This is a genomic window from Tolumonas auensis DSM 9187 (assembly GCF_000023065.1).
Lineage (GTDB): Bacteria > Pseudomonadota > Gammaproteobacteria > Enterobacterales > Aeromonadaceae > Tolumonas > Tolumonas auensis.
On sequence record NC_012691.1, the window covers coordinates 793,853 to 806,620 of the forward strand.

25 protein-coding genes and 2 other RNA genes are annotated in these 12,768 nt (G+C 47.1%); 26 read left to right on the forward strand and 1 reads right to left on the reverse strand.

Annotated elements, in window-relative coordinates; genetic code table 11:
• Window positions 1–11 precede the first annotated feature (11 nt).
• Entirely contained in the window at window positions 12–782 is a 771-nt protein-coding gene (locus TOLA_RS03655; protein WP_012728939.1) for a S24 family peptidase, read from the reverse strand.
• A 188-nt stretch (window positions 783–970) separates the two neighbouring features.
• Between TOLA_RS03655 and TOLA_RS03660 the strand changes: the two genes are divergently transcribed.
• From TOLA_RS03660 to TOLA_RS03775, 26 genes are all read left to right on the forward strand, one after another.
• The gene (locus tag TOLA_RS03660; RefSeq protein ID WP_012728940.1) at window positions 971–1,195 is read left to right on the forward strand and encodes a helix-turn-helix domain-containing protein; all 225 of its coding nucleotides are present in this window, start codon (window positions 971–973) and stop codon (window positions 1,193–1,195) included.
• Window positions 1,192–3,417, forward strand: coding sequence for a DNA-binding protein (locus TOLA_RS03665; RefSeq protein WP_012728941.1), 2,226 nt, complete (start codon window positions 1,192–1,194; stop codon window positions 3,415–3,417). The genes TOLA_RS03660 and TOLA_RS03665 overlap by 4 nt, the downstream gene beginning before the upstream one ends.
• Window positions 3,418–3,453: 36 nt before the next feature.
• Window positions 3,454–4,179: an AAA family ATPase gene (locus tag TOLA_RS03670; protein ID WP_012728942.1), complete on the forward strand. Its 726-nt coding sequence runs from the start codon at window positions 3,454–3,456 to the stop codon at window positions 4,177–4,179.
• Window positions 4,180–4,209: 30 nt separating this feature from the next.
• Complete coding sequence (locus TOLA_RS03675; protein WP_012728943.1) at window positions 4,210–4,809, forward strand: hypothetical protein; 600 nt, start codon at window positions 4,210–4,212, stop codon at window positions 4,807–4,809.
• Window positions 4,790–5,353, forward strand: coding sequence for a hypothetical protein (locus TOLA_RS03680; RefSeq protein WP_012728944.1), 564 nt, complete (start codon window positions 4,790–4,792; stop codon window positions 5,351–5,353). Before TOLA_RS03675 ends, TOLA_RS03680 begins: the two co-directional genes overlap by 20 nt.
• Window positions 5,350–5,580 carry a hypothetical protein gene (locus tag TOLA_RS03685; protein ID WP_012728945.1) on the forward strand — a complete coding sequence of 77 codons (231 nt, stop codon included), beginning with the start codon at window positions 5,350–5,352 and terminating at the stop codon, window positions 5,578–5,580. The genes TOLA_RS03680 and TOLA_RS03685 overlap by 4 nt, the downstream gene beginning before the upstream one ends.
• The gene (locus TOLA_RS03690) at window positions 5,580–5,807 is read left to right on the forward strand and encodes a hypothetical protein (RefSeq protein WP_012728946.1); all 228 of its coding nucleotides are present in this window, start codon (window positions 5,580–5,582) and stop codon (window positions 5,805–5,807) included. Before TOLA_RS03685 ends, TOLA_RS03690 begins: the two co-directional genes overlap by 1 nt.
• Before the next feature lie 13 nt (window positions 5,808–5,820).
• Entirely contained in the window at window positions 5,821–6,438 is a 618-nt protein-coding gene (locus TOLA_RS03695; protein WP_012728947.1) for a DUF3164 family protein, read from the forward strand.
• A gap of 2 nt (window positions 6,439–6,440) precedes the next feature.
• Complete coding sequence (locus tag TOLA_RS03700) at window positions 6,441–6,623, forward strand: ANR family transcriptional regulator (RefSeq protein WP_012728948.1); 183 nt, start codon at window positions 6,441–6,443, stop codon at window positions 6,621–6,623.
• 14 nt (window positions 6,624–6,637) lie between these two features.
• Window positions 6,638–6,913 carry an HU family DNA-binding protein gene (locus TOLA_RS03705; protein WP_012728949.1) on the forward strand — a complete coding sequence of 92 codons (276 nt, stop codon included), beginning with the start codon at window positions 6,638–6,640 and terminating at the stop codon, window positions 6,911–6,913.
• An RNA gene (locus TOLA_RS16435) (hammerhead ribozyme type II) lies at window positions 6,912–6,978 on the forward strand. Before TOLA_RS03705 ends, TOLA_RS16435 begins: the two co-directional genes overlap by 2 nt.
• Window positions 6,965–7,396 (forward strand): hypothetical protein, encoded by a 432-nt coding sequence (locus TOLA_RS03710; RefSeq protein ID WP_041609459.1) that lies wholly within the window; start codon window positions 6,965–6,967, stop codon window positions 7,394–7,396. The genes TOLA_RS16435 and TOLA_RS03710 overlap by 14 nt, the downstream gene beginning before the upstream one ends.
• Window positions 7,393–7,926, forward strand: coding sequence for a phiTE_072 family protein (locus tag TOLA_RS03715; protein WP_012728951.1), 534 nt, complete (start codon window positions 7,393–7,395; stop codon window positions 7,924–7,926). The genes TOLA_RS03710 and TOLA_RS03715 overlap by 4 nt, the downstream gene beginning before the upstream one ends.
• On the forward strand, window positions 7,923–8,609 hold the full coding sequence (locus TOLA_RS03720) for a DUF2786 domain-containing protein (RefSeq protein ID WP_012728952.1): 687 nt from the start codon (window positions 7,923–7,925) through the stop codon (window positions 8,607–8,609). The genes TOLA_RS03715 and TOLA_RS03720 overlap by 4 nt, the downstream gene beginning before the upstream one ends.
• Window positions 8,606–8,785, forward strand: a complete 180-nt coding sequence (locus TOLA_RS03725) for a hypothetical protein (protein ID WP_012728953.1) — start codon at window positions 8,606–8,608, stop codon at window positions 8,783–8,785. The genes TOLA_RS03720 and TOLA_RS03725 overlap by 4 nt, the downstream gene beginning before the upstream one ends.
• Before the next feature lies 1 nt (window position 8,786).
• Window positions 8,787–8,851, forward strand: an RNA gene (locus tag TOLA_RS16440) — hammerhead ribozyme type II.
• 70 nt (window positions 8,852–8,921) lie between these two features.
• On the forward strand, window positions 8,922–9,131 hold the full coding sequence (locus tag TOLA_RS03730) for a hypothetical protein (protein ID WP_012728954.1): 210 nt from the start codon (window positions 8,922–8,924) through the stop codon (window positions 9,129–9,131).
• Window positions 9,112–9,702 carry a gp16 family protein gene (locus TOLA_RS03735; protein WP_012728955.1) on the forward strand — a complete coding sequence of 197 codons (591 nt, stop codon included), beginning with the start codon at window positions 9,112–9,114 and terminating at the stop codon, window positions 9,700–9,702. The genes TOLA_RS03730 and TOLA_RS03735 overlap by 20 nt, the downstream gene beginning before the upstream one ends.
• A 95-nt stretch (window positions 9,703–9,797) precedes the next feature.
• Window positions 9,798–10,220, forward strand: a complete 423-nt coding sequence (locus TOLA_RS03740; RefSeq protein WP_012728956.1) for a Mor transcription activator family protein — start codon at window positions 9,798–9,800, stop codon at window positions 10,218–10,220.
• Window positions 10,221–10,326: 106 nt separating this feature from the next.
• Window positions 10,327–10,806, forward strand: a complete 480-nt coding sequence (locus TOLA_RS03745; protein WP_012728957.1) for a hypothetical protein — start codon at window positions 10,327–10,329, stop codon at window positions 10,804–10,806.
• Window positions 10,807–10,889: 83 nt separating this feature from the next.
• Window positions 10,890–11,435 carry a glycoside hydrolase family 108 protein gene (locus TOLA_RS03750; RefSeq protein ID WP_012728958.1) on the forward strand — a complete coding sequence of 182 codons (546 nt, stop codon included), beginning with the start codon at window positions 10,890–10,892 and terminating at the stop codon, window positions 11,433–11,435.
• Between the two features lies 1 nt (window position 11,436).
• Complete coding sequence (locus tag TOLA_RS03755) at window positions 11,437–11,679, forward strand: hypothetical protein (RefSeq protein WP_012728959.1); 243 nt, start codon at window positions 11,437–11,439, stop codon at window positions 11,677–11,679.
• Window positions 11,669–11,947, forward strand: coding sequence for a hypothetical protein (locus TOLA_RS03760; protein ID WP_012728960.1), 279 nt, complete (start codon window positions 11,669–11,671; stop codon window positions 11,945–11,947). Before TOLA_RS03755 ends, TOLA_RS03760 begins: the two co-directional genes overlap by 11 nt.
• Entirely contained in the window at window positions 11,947–12,177 is a 231-nt protein-coding gene (locus TOLA_RS03765) for a TraR/DksA C4-type zinc finger protein (protein ID WP_012728961.1), read from the forward strand. The genes TOLA_RS03760 and TOLA_RS03765 overlap by 1 nt, the downstream gene beginning before the upstream one ends.
• Window positions 12,161–12,463 carry a DUF2730 domain-containing protein gene (locus TOLA_RS03770; protein WP_012728962.1) on the forward strand — a complete coding sequence of 101 codons (303 nt, stop codon included), beginning with the start codon at window positions 12,161–12,163 and terminating at the stop codon, window positions 12,461–12,463. The genes TOLA_RS03765 and TOLA_RS03770 overlap by 17 nt, the downstream gene beginning before the upstream one ends.
• Window positions 12,460–12,750: a VpaChn25_0724 family phage protein gene (locus TOLA_RS03775; RefSeq protein ID WP_012728963.1), complete on the forward strand. Its 291-nt coding sequence runs from the start codon at window positions 12,460–12,462 to the stop codon at window positions 12,748–12,750. The genes TOLA_RS03770 and TOLA_RS03775 overlap by 4 nt, the downstream gene beginning before the upstream one ends.
• The last annotated feature ends 18 nt before the right edge of the window (window positions 12,751–12,768 follow it).

Sequence of the window (12,768 nt, forward strand, 5' to 3'; positions counted from 1 at the left end):
ACCGGCCGGGGTTAATGAATGTCGTGGCCAACCCAGACCACTTTGCCAATCACTGCCAGGTTATATAGATGGTCAGCCGGGACAACCTGGGGCTGATAGTCTGCCTTGTTATCACTAATGATGGTGATGCTGCCGTCGTAGTTCTTCTGCAGTCGCTTAGCGTAAAGGTCGTCGCCCAGGCGAAGCACGAAGATACTCCCATCCTCTATCTGATTGTGCCCTGTATCAATCAGGATGCTGTCTCCGCTATGTATCGTAGGTTCCATAGAATCACCCTTGGCAAACACCACAGCCAGCCTGGCTATATCTAAGCCTCGGAACTTCAGCCATTTGCGACGGAATGCCAGGTGCCGCTTTACAGTTTCATTTTCCAGGGCACTGCCGGGGCCGGTACTGACATTAATGTGGTAACCAGGTATCAACGCATATTCTTCGTCGAATTCATCTTTGCAAACGCAGCTGTGCTTAGCGCTTGTTACCGCAATAGGATAATCATCCCCTCGGTACTTTGGGCCGACACCAGTAGCAAGCCAATCAAGGTTTACGTTGTGGGCGTTCGCTATTTGTATGAACTTGTCGATCGCTGGCATTGAAAAGTAAGGCGGGAAATATTTCCTTACCCCTGATTCGCTTATCCCTACTTTGCCGCCGAAATCTTTATAACTTAAGTCACCCTTAAGCTCTTCCAGCCTTATATGAATGGTATCTATTCCATCAGCCTGAAAAGATTCCTTAGTATCTTTTTTGATTGCCAGTATTTTTTCATCGTAACTATCTGACATATCTACATTTCTCTGATTTTGCGTCTTTCAAGAATGATAAATAGAAAAAATACCAGCACAAAAAGACTTGCCATTCTTTTAGTGTTGATCAATCATTCTTATGTGACGCGGTGCGACGTTAAATCATTCTTTTGTGAATGTGTGTTTGTTCGCTTTGCGACACTTAAAGATACCAAAAGGTGGTTTATATGTCAGTCAAAACTCAGGAATGGATTAGAGCAGAGCTTATGAAGCTTGGTTATTCACAAGCCTCTTGGGCTCGTGAAAACAAGTTCCATCCCCGCGCTGTACAACGTTGCATAAAACGCTATGCCCCATCTAATGGTGTAAGTCCAAAAAGAATGGAGGCGCGCACAATTATGTCCGCTTTATCAAAATCTATTGGAGTCGATTTGCTTGGAGGTGACCAATGAAAGAATGGTTTATCTCATCTGAATTGGCTGGATTGGTTGGGTTGCCGCAATACCAAGATGGTGTACGTAAAAAAGCTGATCGTGAGGATTGGAAAAACAGAAAACGAGAATCAGGGAAAGGTCTTGAATACCATATAAGTTCACTACCTTCTGAAACGCGCGCTTATCTGGCTAAAACCATGGCATCTGAAACGGCTTCAGCTATTCAGGATCATGCCAAGGCTGGGGTTGCGATGGCGGCTCTTGCTGATAAAAGCGCGGTATCTGTCCAGGCGAAAATAGAGAACGGCCGCAAGCTGATTGCTCTCAAGCCAGAACAACGGAAACGCGCTGATTCCAGACTGCTGATCCTGCAGGTCGCTGATGTGTTTCTGTCGTCTTACCGCGCATGTAACCAGCTCGACGTCGGTCGTCGGTTGTTTTGCGAAGCTTATGCTGCTCGTCAGATACAGCTTCCAGACTCAGTTTATGACCAGCAACGTTCGTTCAGTTACAGAACATTGATGCGTTGGCAGGACTCTCTGGATAGCGTTGGCCCTGCTTCTCTGGCAGGTAACTACCAGGGGAAACGCGAAACCAAGCTGGACAGGAATCAGTCATTAGCACAGTTCCTGATTGCTGTTGTAACCAGCAAACCTCACCTGGCAAATAAATGGAGCACGCTGCATGAGTTGGCTACTGAATATAAGTCAATGAATCAGCTTGATTGGGACGTGCCTAGTGCGTCCAGCCTGCGTCGTTATTTAACCCGCTGGTTAAGTGATAACAAAGCTGCATTCACTTATGTCACCAATCCTGATGCCTATAACAACCAGTATCGTACTGCTGTTGAAACCATGTATCAGTGGATGAGTCAGCCAAATGACGTTTGGGAATTCGACTCAACGCCTGTTGATGCAATGTTGATTGATGGTCGTCATTCAATCATTGCTGTCATCGACGTATTCACTCGCCGTGTCCGCTTGTTAGTCGCCAAATCAAGTAGCAGTGAAGGCATTTGCCTCTTATTGAGAAAGACTTTTCTTGCCTGGGGAACCATTAATCCTAATGGCGTTATGCGAACTGACAATGGATCTGATTATGTCAGTAAACGAGTGATGTCTATTTGCAGTTTATTGGATATCAACGTCAGCAGATCCAACGCTTATTCGGGTTGGGAAAAACCCCATATCGAGCGTTTTTTCAGAACGCTATCACACGGAATGATTGAGTTACTTCCGAGCTATATCGGTCACTGCGTTGCAGATCGATCAGTGATTGAAGCCAGAAAAAGTTTTGCTGAACGCCTGGCTGATAAACGCAAGCCTGATGATCAACGCGATGTCTATCAACTTGCAATGACTGCGGGTGAGCTGCAGGAATTGCTCGATAACTGGCTGGATGCCCGTTATCACAACAAAAAGCACAGCACTCTGGGTAAAACCCCTAACGAGAAATATCAGGATGCCCGCTATCAACGGTCAGCCATTGTTGACGAGTCAGCACTTGATCTGCTGCTGAATCACATTGGAGAAGCCACGGTATCTAAAGGGTTTATTAAAGCAGGTGGTGTTAAGTATTCAGCGCCTGAATTGATGGAACACTCATGGAAAGCACAGCGAGTCAGTGTATTCCTCGACCCAAGTGATGTTGGTCGTGCCGTTCTGTACCGCGCCGGTGATTGGAGTGAACGGGTTGAAGCTATCAATCTCGATCTTCTTGGAAATGGTGTTAGTCCGGATGCATTCCGTGCTGCGAAAAAAGCGGATGCAAAAGCACTGGCCTCGTTTCGTCGTGAAATGCGCAACCTGGCTAAAACATGGGGTGTCGATACCTTGCACCAGGACGTTATCAACCACTTTGTGGAACAGGCTAAAGACACTCTCCAGTTCAAACAAAGCGATATCGAATTGGATAACCCAGCGTTATCAGCATTAACAAATGCTATCCCTGCCATTGACCAACAAAAAGCATTTAGCGATGAGGAGCTGGCTGCGCTGGAGGCTCGCCGTTTGGCTAAACAGGCTGAGCAGGAATTGAAAGCAGGTCAGGAATCGAAGGTGCTTAAAACAGAGTATGAACAGGCATTGATTCTTGCTGAGAAGGAGTTGGATCAACCACTGCCTGAACGCGAAAAACAATGGTTAAACAAATACATGAGAAGCCACAAATTAATGGCTAAACGGATCACACGTCATTTGGACGAGCTGAAAACAGCGCGCCAGTCCAAGGCTAATGGATAACCGGCGCGCAACCCCTTTAAACAGGAGATAAACATCATGAAACACAAAATTGTTGAAGTCAAAAATATGCTCAGAACAGAGCATCTGTTGGACAGTCTTTTAAACCGTTCAACCATGGTACCTGGTATCGGTTTGATCCACGGTCCTAGTGGGTTTGGTAAAACCACCGCGGTCGAATATTTGTTTAACCAGGATGAGGTGAATGGGATCTACATCCGTTGCTACAGAACGGACACCGTAACTTCACTGCTGGAACAGATTTGCCGTGAAATTGGCATTACGCCACGTCATACATTGCGCAGCATGGTTGACGGAATTGTGGAAGTTGTTCGTCGTGATCAGATGTGCCTGTTCATTGATGAGGCCGATTACATCGTCGGTAACTCCCGCATTCTTGAAACATTGCGCGATATTTATGACGCCACAGAACAACCTCTTGTCCTGGTCGGGATGGAGGAAATCGCCCGCCGTATAAGTCAACGCAAACAGCTGTTTAACCGGATCTCGCAATGGATTGAATTTAAACCAGCTGATCTGGATGACGTTGCTTTGATTGCCAAAGAAATGCTGGAAGTGCCAGTCAATATTGATGAGGAACTGTTGGATCTGATCCGTCGTCGTTCCAACGGCATGGTACGTACCATCGTCAGCGCTCTCGACAAGATTGAAAAAATGGCAATGGCATCGGATGTCGACATCATCGGTATTGGTGATGTTGATGAACGTGAATTGTTCCACGACGTTCGTCGTGTTCGCCAGTAATTAAAAACAAAAGCAACGGGGAAACTGGTAATGACGGAAGAACAAAACAACAAAAGGGCAGATGCCTGGCGGTTTATCCAGGCTCATCCGCAGTTCACAGTTCCAGAGTTATCCAACGCAATTGAAATGGATCTGGAGCAATGCAGAACAACAGTTAATCGCTGGGTTAAACAGAACTATTTGCGACATATCGGAAGCCCTGGTGTTCCAGGGCGACCTAAAAGATTTGCAATGGTGCCTGGTAGCCAACCTCGAATTGGCAAAGGCGGGAATCCCGGTGATTTGATTCGAAATCAGAAGACAAAAACCGGACGTCAGAAAATGTGGAACTCCATGAAAATCTCACGGGTTTTTACGGCTGACAGCCTGTGTATAACAGCTGGCGTATGCAAAAAAACAGCGGATGAATTTATCAGGAAACTGGTCGCTGCTGGTTATGTGTCTGCTGTTAAAAGGGTTGATACCAGAAAACCAAACGATGAAGTCAAAGGTCAATCAAGCAGTTACAGGTTGACCCGAGATACCGGACGGATGTCACCCATTGTCCGAAAGACAGGATGTTGGGATCAAAATGAACTGGTCCTTTATCCATTTACTAAGGGGGCAGGTGATGAGCAGCGCGTGGCTTGAAGTGTTGCGCTCCGAGGTCAAAAAAACCTCACTGCAAAAAGTCGCTGACAAGACGGGTTTATCAAGAACTCTTATTAGTCAGACCTGTAACGACAAATATCCCGGCGATTTAGAACGTGTTCGCCAGGTAGTGGAAAGCGTTTTCATGGGGGCAAAGGTTAACTGCCCGATCCTCGGTGAAATTCCACAGCACTTGTGCATGGCTCACCAGAAAAAGCAGGCTGGTGAATTGGGTGATAACCCGATGGCAATAAAGCTTTATAAGGCATGCCGTTCCGGATGCCCTTATAGCCAGATTGATGAAACAGAGTTGTTACGCCAGCCGATCCGGCTTCATGTCGCTGATGTTGGGGAGCAAAAAGCAGCCGTCGCATTATATGACGCATCAGCGGTTATTCGCCGTCTTGAGCGGCAGGCCAATTCAGATGCAGGGACCAGTGGTTCTGTGCAAAAGATTATGAATGACCTGCTTAAGTCTGAACTTGATGCCATGGCAGTCAGATACAACCGCTTACTGAAACAACTGCAGAGGGACGGGAAATGACAACAGCTGAAAAAGTTCAATTTGCCGAAGTGCTCCTGTTCATCAAAAGCCAGGGGGCAAACATTGTATCTAAGTTTTTGGCTCCGACACCGGTTATCACTGTTGACCGACCTGTGTCTGGATTGGTTGATGAGGCTGTCATGGTTCATGAGCGCGTTAACGGCTTATGGCGCACAACCTATGCGGCTCGGATGGCGGGTGTTTGCGTGAAATGGAGGGACATGTAATGGCATATGAAATTCGCATTCTCCTGGGAGATTGCCCGGATGGCGAAGGGGTTCTGATCTCATCAAGACATGATGGCGACGATACCTGGAACGATCTGGGAGTTATGTTGAAAACGAATCTGGCTGCTCTGTTGCCAGGGTTGATTGAGCAGGCAGCGGAACAGGCTGGTGTTGAACTTCTTGAACCGCCAAGTGCCGCCGTTCCGGTTGGTCAGTTACTTAATTAACGAGGATAAAACGATGAATTTACAAGCAAGCATCCCAGCCGGTCACCGGGTTAATTCGGCTGGCCATCTGGTTCCGGAAGACCTGATTTCTCCGGTAGACAAACTGCGTGATGACGTCGTGCGCGACATCATTGCCAAGGCTATCGAACAACGTAATGCACTGGCTTCATTCAAGCTGCAATCCATGCAGAAAATTGCCGATTTCTGCGACCTTTCCGCGGCTGAATATGGCGTCGAATGGGGTGGTGTTAAAGGCAACGTGACCATGATGTCATTCGATGGCCGTTACAAACTAATCCGCGCGGTCGGTGAGCACCGTGTTTTTGATGAACGGATCCAGGCTGCAAAGACACTGATTGATGAATGCATCGCTAAGTGGTCGGAAGGCGCTCAGTCAGAGCTGAAAGCCTTGGTAGAGCATGCGTTTCGCGTCAGTAAACAAGGGCATATTGATGTGAATCAGGTGCTGTCATTACGCCAGATCAGCATCGACGATCCAGATTGGAAATCCGCGATGGATGCCATTGCAGACGCGATTCAGATCACCGGAACCAGCCAATATCTGCGGTTGTATGAACGTCAGCAGGACGGGCGCTATGTCCAGATCCCCCTTGATTCAGCGAAGGTGTAGCCATGAGCCAGGAATACAGAGAGTTAGCTGAGCAAGCCGCTCAGTTTGAACGCGATGAATACTATCAGTGGGCTCGTAAATTCTGGTTGCTTGCAGCTGATGCCACCGCCAGTGAAGTTAACCGGACATGGGCAATTAACCGTGCCGATTTTTGCAGTAAACCAAGACCACCAAAAGAAATTTAAACAGGAGTTAAACCATGAAAAAAGCAGAGTTAATCAATGCCGTTGCTACAGAAATGAATACCGCTAAACACATTGCCGATGAGGCGCTATTTGCGCTGGGTAAAGTGCTGCAGCGCCAGCTGGTAGCGGGTGAGCCGTTATTGATACCAGGTATCGGAACGTTCTCCATCCTGAATAAAGCGGCACGTTTGGGGCGTAACCCGCAAACCGGTGAAACCGTTGAGATTGCGGCTAAGAAGACGGTGAAGTTCAAGGCGGCTAAAGCCCTGGCTGATGCAGTAAACGAATAAGCGAAACAGGCCCCGGAGGGCCTGTCTGCCGGAGGTGGTGCTCCGGTACTGATGAGCAGCCTAGCAAGCAGTCAAAAGTACGAGGTGATTATGGAGATATTAACTAAGAAAGTAACGAAGAAAGCGCTGATAGCCCAAACGCTGTTAGACGCTGGGCGTTGGATGTCCGCAGTTGAAATAGCTGAGGTGATCGGGGTTCATAAACGCATGGTGCAATCCGTCATGTCGTATGTGGTACATGACCCACGGTTCGACATTGACAGCAAGCCGATGCCGAATCCGACCTATACAAAAGGGGTCCCGATGGTCACGTATTACCGGTGTTTTGCAATCTATCCCCGCGCACCGAAAATCGTGGTACGCAAAGGGAGTGATGAACAGCCGGCAATTGGGGTATCAGACGGGAGTGTTCAGCATTTATTGAGAACTCACAACCCGCTCTGGCATCAGGTTCTGTGCCATCGGTTTGGAGCTGCAGCATGAAAGTTGAAAAATCAACGGTCACAAAGGTACGCCTATCTGAGCTGGACAAATTAGATCCAATAACCGTAATTCTCGAAAATTATGAGCCCGGGAAAGGGAAAATAATCATCGAATGTTACGGTAAAAGCTGGTCATCATTTTGGCCTGCCATGTCCGGTCGCAGTGTTGAGCAGTTCTTCATTGACTGTGGTGAAGATTATTTAGCTAACAATCTTCAGAGTATGCAAAGCCATATTGATGATGAAGATGCTGTGCAGGAAATGATTTGGAAAGCCGTTCTTAAATCTCGTCGCAATGGTGATATCAGTGAATTTGATGCCAGAGAAATCTGGGAAAACGCATCCATTGAGATGCTTAAGGATGGCTTATCCATGGTTGATTTTGATGTTTGCCAGAAGTTATTTGAAGGACCTTGGTATGAAATAAGCTTCCCCCAGAAGCTAAATCCATCATACGTCTATCTGTGTCGAATCATTGTCGCAGTTCAACAAGGACTGAAAGAGTACATCGGAATGAAGGAGGCAGCATGAGTAATCAACGGATCTTAGACAAAATTAAAAAACTCATGGCGCTGGCTAATAGCAGCAACCCACATGAAGCAGCTAATGCGATGCGTAAGGCTCAGGCATTGATGAATGAACATCAGCTTTCACAGTCAGATGTTGATTTAAGTTCAATTGCAGAACATGGCGCCAAGATGGCAAATAAAAGCATTAAACAGCCGAAGTGGAGCGTAATGCTGACAACACTAATTTGTCGGGCATTTGGTGTTGAAGCTTATATGCGTCACGATATTTTTGATGGTTGTCGCTGCAATTTCATTGGTTTGAATACCAACGTTGAGATAGCAGCATATTGCTACACAGTTTTATCAAGACAGCTGCTTAAAGCGCGTCGTGAATACTCAGGAAGCCTGAATAAACGATTGAAAGCCAGCACTAAAACAGCTCGTGCAGATTTGTTTTGTGAAGGTTGGGTGAGCGGCGTATATCAGCAGGTGACCGATTTATCACCTAATGAAAAAGAGCGGGAATTAATTCGGCTGTTTAAAGAGCAAAAAATCCCAAATCTTGAAACGGGCAAGGTTCGTGAAGCCAATGGAACATCCAGAGATACCGGCGCTGTTGCTGATGGGTATAAGGCGGGTCGGCAAGTTAGATTGAATGCAGGTGTTTCTGGTTGTGAGCAAATAAAAATTGGGAGCCATTCATGAGCAAGATGACGTTTGTATTTGATTATCCTGATGGTCAGGAACCATCAATCAGTGCAGGGATGACCTACTTAGATGGGAAAATAGTATCTGCTTCATTCAGTGACTTATCTGAAGAAAACGCGAAGTTGGAGGAAAGGATTTCTTCGCTTGAAGAGGAGTTAGCCTGGAAAGATTGATCCGCGAAACCGCCTGAAAAGGCGGTCTGCCCGATGTGGTGATCGGGCACTGATGAGCAGCCACGGCCGTGTTGTTCTCCATCCGGAAATAGGAGACAACCAGGATGAAACAGAATATCGAATTGAGGGCTGATATATGGCCCAGGTAGTAGATCGCGGAAGTTATGTCCGCCAAGTTCCCAGCACATGGGAAGAACATCATGCTTTTCACGCGTATATGAAAATGTATTGCGGATTTAACAAAGAGCAGTCAGTTGCCTACGCCAAAGAACACCTTGGCCCGGCACCTGCGGTCGTGACTGTTAACCAGATAGAGATTGTGCCTGATGACAATGACATTGAGTGAGAAACGTCAGCAGCTTATCCGGCTGATCCATGTCGCCAAGCGGGAATTAAAACTGACTGATGATGCGTATCGTGCTGCGCTGGCTGGTGCGGCGAACGGCAAGGAAAGCAGCGCAGATATGAATCTGAAAGAGCTGGAAGCCGTAATGACCGTATTGAAAAATGCAGGATTTAAACACCAGTTAAAGCGCAATCAAAAACGTTTAAGCCCTAAAGGCGACACCCGGGTTAAAACGGATGAGATCAGCAAAATCAGGGCTGTCTGGATAACTATGTTTAAACAGAAATTATTGCGTGATGGGAGTGAATCCGCTTTAAACAGCTACGTTAAACGGATGACCATTCAATTAAACAATGGTGCCGGTGTTGATGATGTCGCCTGGCTAAATAGCTATTTGGCCGTAAAGGTTCTGGAATCGCTTAAAAACTGGCACCGCCGGTTAATGATTGACGCTATCAAATCTGCTGGCAGAGCGATCCCATTTGACCCAATAAAGAGACGAGCAGGAGGCTATGAGCAAATCTGCGATGTCTATGATGTGATGATTATTGAACTGTCACGAACGCATTAACTAAACCTTACTGTCATAACTTCAATCCCGCTTTTACGCGGGATTTTGTTTATAATGTGCTCACTGACTGTATAAAAGATCAGTGAGGTGCGGAGATGAATACACAAAACGATTTATTTGCTCATGACCATGATTCGGTGAGTCAGTTGCTGGATCAGATGGGGCAGATCCCAACGCCTGAACTAAAGGCAAAGTGGCCGAAGAGCCTGGCTGAATTATGTGATGTGCTGGCCCATGAACTTATCAGGCAGAAACACACCAAGGATGAGGCCGGATTATTGGCCGGTAAACTGGCGGCGGCGCTGGCCCATTACATGGGCGGCCGTGCTGTTTATCTGCCGACGGGTGACACGCTCTTCCAGGCATTGCGTAACAATGCGATTTATAACGAGTGGAAGGGGAATAATATTGATGACCTTTCACGTAAATATGGTCTGAGCAACCCGCAGATCTATGCCATTATTGCCGAACAGCGGGTGTTGCATCGTAAACGGCACCAGCCAGATATGTTCGAATAATGATCCGTGTCAAATGAACATCAAACCCTGCTACGGCGGGGTTTATTTTTTATCCAATAGCGAATAAAACTTACATTAATTTGCACTCAGTTATGGATGATTGAATATGAAAGTGTATTTGTTCGCGTTAGCTCTTTTGTCATTACCTGTATCAGCGGGTCAAATATATCAGTGTGGTAATTCATTTCAGGATAGACCTTGTGCGGGATCTGCCCCCGCGAAAGTCGTTGGCGAGTATGAGCCTGAAAAAATGTCAGAAGAAGAAATTAAGGCCAAACAGGAAGAGCTAAATAAATTAGAACAACAAACAGACGCGGATATTAAGGCTCGTTATGATGCAGAAGTAGCCGCAGCTGAAAAATCCAGAGCCGCATCTTATCAATATACGAAGTCGATAAAAGCAGTTAGGAATAATCAAATTGTTATGGGGATGACCAAAAGCGATGTTATTAAATCGTGGGGGAGCCCTGACCATATTAATGAAACAGTAACTAATGCTGGCTCAAGTCAGCAATGGGTATATTTCACACCAAACGGCCGACAATATGTTTATGTTACTAACGGTGTTGTTACCGGCTGGAATTAAAAAATTCATGTAACCCGCCATAAACCCGCCCAAATCAAGCCCCCGGTTACGCTGTCACTATCGAGCGTATCGGGGGCTTTTTTATGTTTCAGTCAGCAATGGATTTCCTGTTTAGTGCCGAAGGCGGCTATGGGAACGACTCAATAGACCGTGGTGGTGAAACAAAATACGGCATATCAGATAAACGTGATGGTCTGGCAGATGGCCTGACCGATGTTGATGGTGATTGCCGGCCTGATACGGCTATTAAACAGCTGACTAAACAGCAGGCAGAGAAGATTTATTACCGCGATTATTGGTTGGCGGCTCATTGCGATGAAATAGCTGTTGCTGCCCCAAAATTGGCGATCGTGATGATGGATGCTGCTGTTAATCATGGCGTTGTCACAGCAAAACGATTACTGCAACGAGCAGCTAAGGTCAAAGAAGACGGCGTGATCGGCCCGAAAACCATCGGTGTTATTGCGCTACGTGGTGACGTTCTGGCGGGCATTCTGCTTGATGTCCGGGAATCATATTATCGTGCCATCGTCGTCAATAACCCATCACAAAGCCGCTTTCTACGCGGCTGGCTTAAACGTTTAGGCGACCTCAGTAAATTCATTCTCTCAGTGAAGCAGGAAGGCTGATATGCCAACGCCTGCTGAATACGCTATTCATTTTAACGTTCCGGAACTGAAGAATCAGTATTACCTCGATTGTTTTATTTCCGGCAGAAAGGCGCGGTTTGTTGCCGAATCAGCCGATGCCATTCCGTTATATAGCCACGACAAAACCCGGCAATCCCTTTTCACCAAAGGGTGGAACAGTGTGACTGAAATCGACCTGCTCCGCCGCCGTCAGAAACAGAAGGAGCAGGAACATGGACACTAAAGAAATCATGAAAACAGCGGCAACGGTAGCCAATGCTGTATCCACCACAACCACTGCATTTACTGAAAGTAAACCCTGGTATCAGTCAAAAACCATCTGGGGTGGTGCGGTTGCGGTTGGTGCTGCGATTGGTGGTGTGTTTGGTTTGCCGCTCGACCCGGCAACACAACAGGGGCTGGTTGAAGTCTTGTGTGTGTTAGGTGGTGGGGTCGGCGGTTTGCTGGCAATCATTGGCCGTTTACAGGCCCAGCATAAGGTGGGCCGCTGATGTCTGATGTGGTTGATAGAGCAAACGATCTGGTTCAGCAACGGCTGGATGATGAGATGGCCCGGCGACATCGGGATGTAGAGAAGCCATTAGTGATCCATCGGTTTTGTTTCGATTGCGAACAGCCGATCCCTGCCGAACGTCTTGCATCAATTCAGTCTGCGAAACGATGTGTTGAATGCCAGGCGTTATTTGAAGAGCAGGAGGCCATCCGTGCTGGACGTCGTTAAAACATTCTGGCCTCTGATTGCTGCCGCCGTGTCGCTTTTGTCACTGGTTATTCAGACATTGCTGGTTAAGACCTACGCCAAACGTGAAGACGTGATTCTGCTGCAAAACAGAATGACTTCGGCGGAGCAGAAGATATCCGGGCTGCCCAGTGAAGGCGACTTACACAAACTTCAACTGGAAATCAGTGAGCTGCGCGGTGAGTTAAGAGAGGTTCGCCCGGAGTTGGCACAGCTGCGACGTCTCAGTGATTTGCTGTTGGAAAATGAACTGAAGGAAAAATCATGATGAAAGATTTACTGGATGCTGACCAGCGCCTTGTGATCCTGCGTTCTCTGGTTGATGCCGGTGGTGAAGCCAATGAATCAATTCTGCAGGATTGCCTGGATGTTTTTGGGCATCGGGTCAGCCGTGATCAGGTTCGTACTCATATCACCTGGCTGGCAGAGCAAGGTTTGGTTGTTATCGAAAACATTGGCAGCTATATGGTCGCAAATCTGACAGGGCGTGGACAGGACGTATCTGAGGGCCGATCAGCTGTTCCTGGTGTGAAAAAGCCTCGGCCTCGGGGGTGAGTATGAAATTTTTGATCC

Bases quoted from the DNA above. Each gene is read 5' to 3' on its own strand.
- TOLA_RS03655 (WP_012728939.1), bottom strand. From the start codon at position 782: ATGTCAGATAGTTACGATGAAAAAATACTGGCAATCAAAAAAGATACT.
- TOLA_RS03660 (WP_012728940.1), top strand. From the start codon at position 971: ATGTCAGTCAAAACTCAGGAATGGATTAGAGCAGAGCTTATGAAGCTT.
- TOLA_RS03665 (WP_012728941.1), top strand. From the start codon at position 1,192: ATGAAAGAATGGTTTATCTCATCTGAATTGGCTGGATTGGTTGGGTTG.
- TOLA_RS03670 (WP_012728942.1), top strand. From the start codon at position 3,454: ATGAAACACAAAATTGTTGAAGTCAAAAATATGCTCAGAACAGAGCAT.
- TOLA_RS03675 (WP_012728943.1), top strand. From the start codon at position 4,210: ATGACGGAAGAACAAAACAACAAAAGGGCAGATGCCTGGCGGTTTATC.
- TOLA_RS03680 (WP_012728944.1), top strand. From the start codon at position 4,790: ATGAGCAGCGCGTGGCTTGAAGTGTTGCGCTCCGAGGTCAAAAAAACC.
- TOLA_RS03685 (WP_012728945.1), top strand. From the start codon at position 5,350: ATGACAACAGCTGAAAAAGTTCAATTTGCCGAAGTGCTCCTGTTCATC.
- TOLA_RS03690 (WP_012728946.1), top strand. From the start codon at position 5,580: ATGGCATATGAAATTCGCATTCTCCTGGGAGATTGCCCGGATGGCGAA.
- TOLA_RS03695 (WP_012728947.1), top strand. From the start codon at position 5,821: ATGAATTTACAAGCAAGCATCCCAGCCGGTCACCGGGTTAATTCGGCT.
- TOLA_RS03700 (WP_012728948.1), top strand. From the start codon at position 6,441: ATGAGCCAGGAATACAGAGAGTTAGCTGAGCAAGCCGCTCAGTTTGAA.
- TOLA_RS03705 (WP_012728949.1), top strand. From the start codon at position 6,638: ATGAAAAAAGCAGAGTTAATCAATGCCGTTGCTACAGAAATGAATACC.
- TOLA_RS03710 (WP_041609459.1), top strand. From the start codon at position 6,965: ATGAGCAGCCTAGCAAGCAGTCAAAAGTACGAGGTGATTATGGAGATA.
- TOLA_RS03715 (WP_012728951.1), top strand. From the start codon at position 7,393: ATGAAAGTTGAAAAATCAACGGTCACAAAGGTACGCCTATCTGAGCTG.
- TOLA_RS03720 (WP_012728952.1), top strand. From the start codon at position 7,923: ATGAGTAATCAACGGATCTTAGACAAAATTAAAAAACTCATGGCGCTG.
- TOLA_RS03725 (WP_012728953.1), top strand. From the start codon at position 8,606: ATGAGCAAGATGACGTTTGTATTTGATTATCCTGATGGTCAGGAACCA.
- TOLA_RS03730 (WP_012728954.1), top strand. From the start codon at position 8,922: ATGGCCCAGGTAGTAGATCGCGGAAGTTATGTCCGCCAAGTTCCCAGC.
- TOLA_RS03735 (WP_012728955.1), top strand. From the start codon at position 9,112: ATGACAATGACATTGAGTGAGAAACGTCAGCAGCTTATCCGGCTGATC.
- TOLA_RS03740 (WP_012728956.1), top strand. From the start codon at position 9,798: ATGAATACACAAAACGATTTATTTGCTCATGACCATGATTCGGTGAGT.
- TOLA_RS03745 (WP_012728957.1), top strand. From the start codon at position 10,327: ATGAAAGTGTATTTGTTCGCGTTAGCTCTTTTGTCATTACCTGTATCA.
- TOLA_RS03750 (WP_012728958.1), top strand. From the start codon at position 10,890: ATGTTTCAGTCAGCAATGGATTTCCTGTTTAGTGCCGAAGGCGGCTAT.
- TOLA_RS03755 (WP_012728959.1), top strand. From the start codon at position 11,437: ATGCCAACGCCTGCTGAATACGCTATTCATTTTAACGTTCCGGAACTG.
- TOLA_RS03760 (WP_012728960.1), top strand. From the start codon at position 11,669: ATGGACACTAAAGAAATCATGAAAACAGCGGCAACGGTAGCCAATGCT.
- TOLA_RS03765 (WP_012728961.1), top strand. From the start codon at position 11,947: ATGTCTGATGTGGTTGATAGAGCAAACGATCTGGTTCAGCAACGGCTG.
- TOLA_RS03775 (WP_012728963.1), top strand. From the start codon at position 12,460: ATGATGAAAGATTTACTGGATGCTGACCAGCGCCTTGTGATCCTGCGT.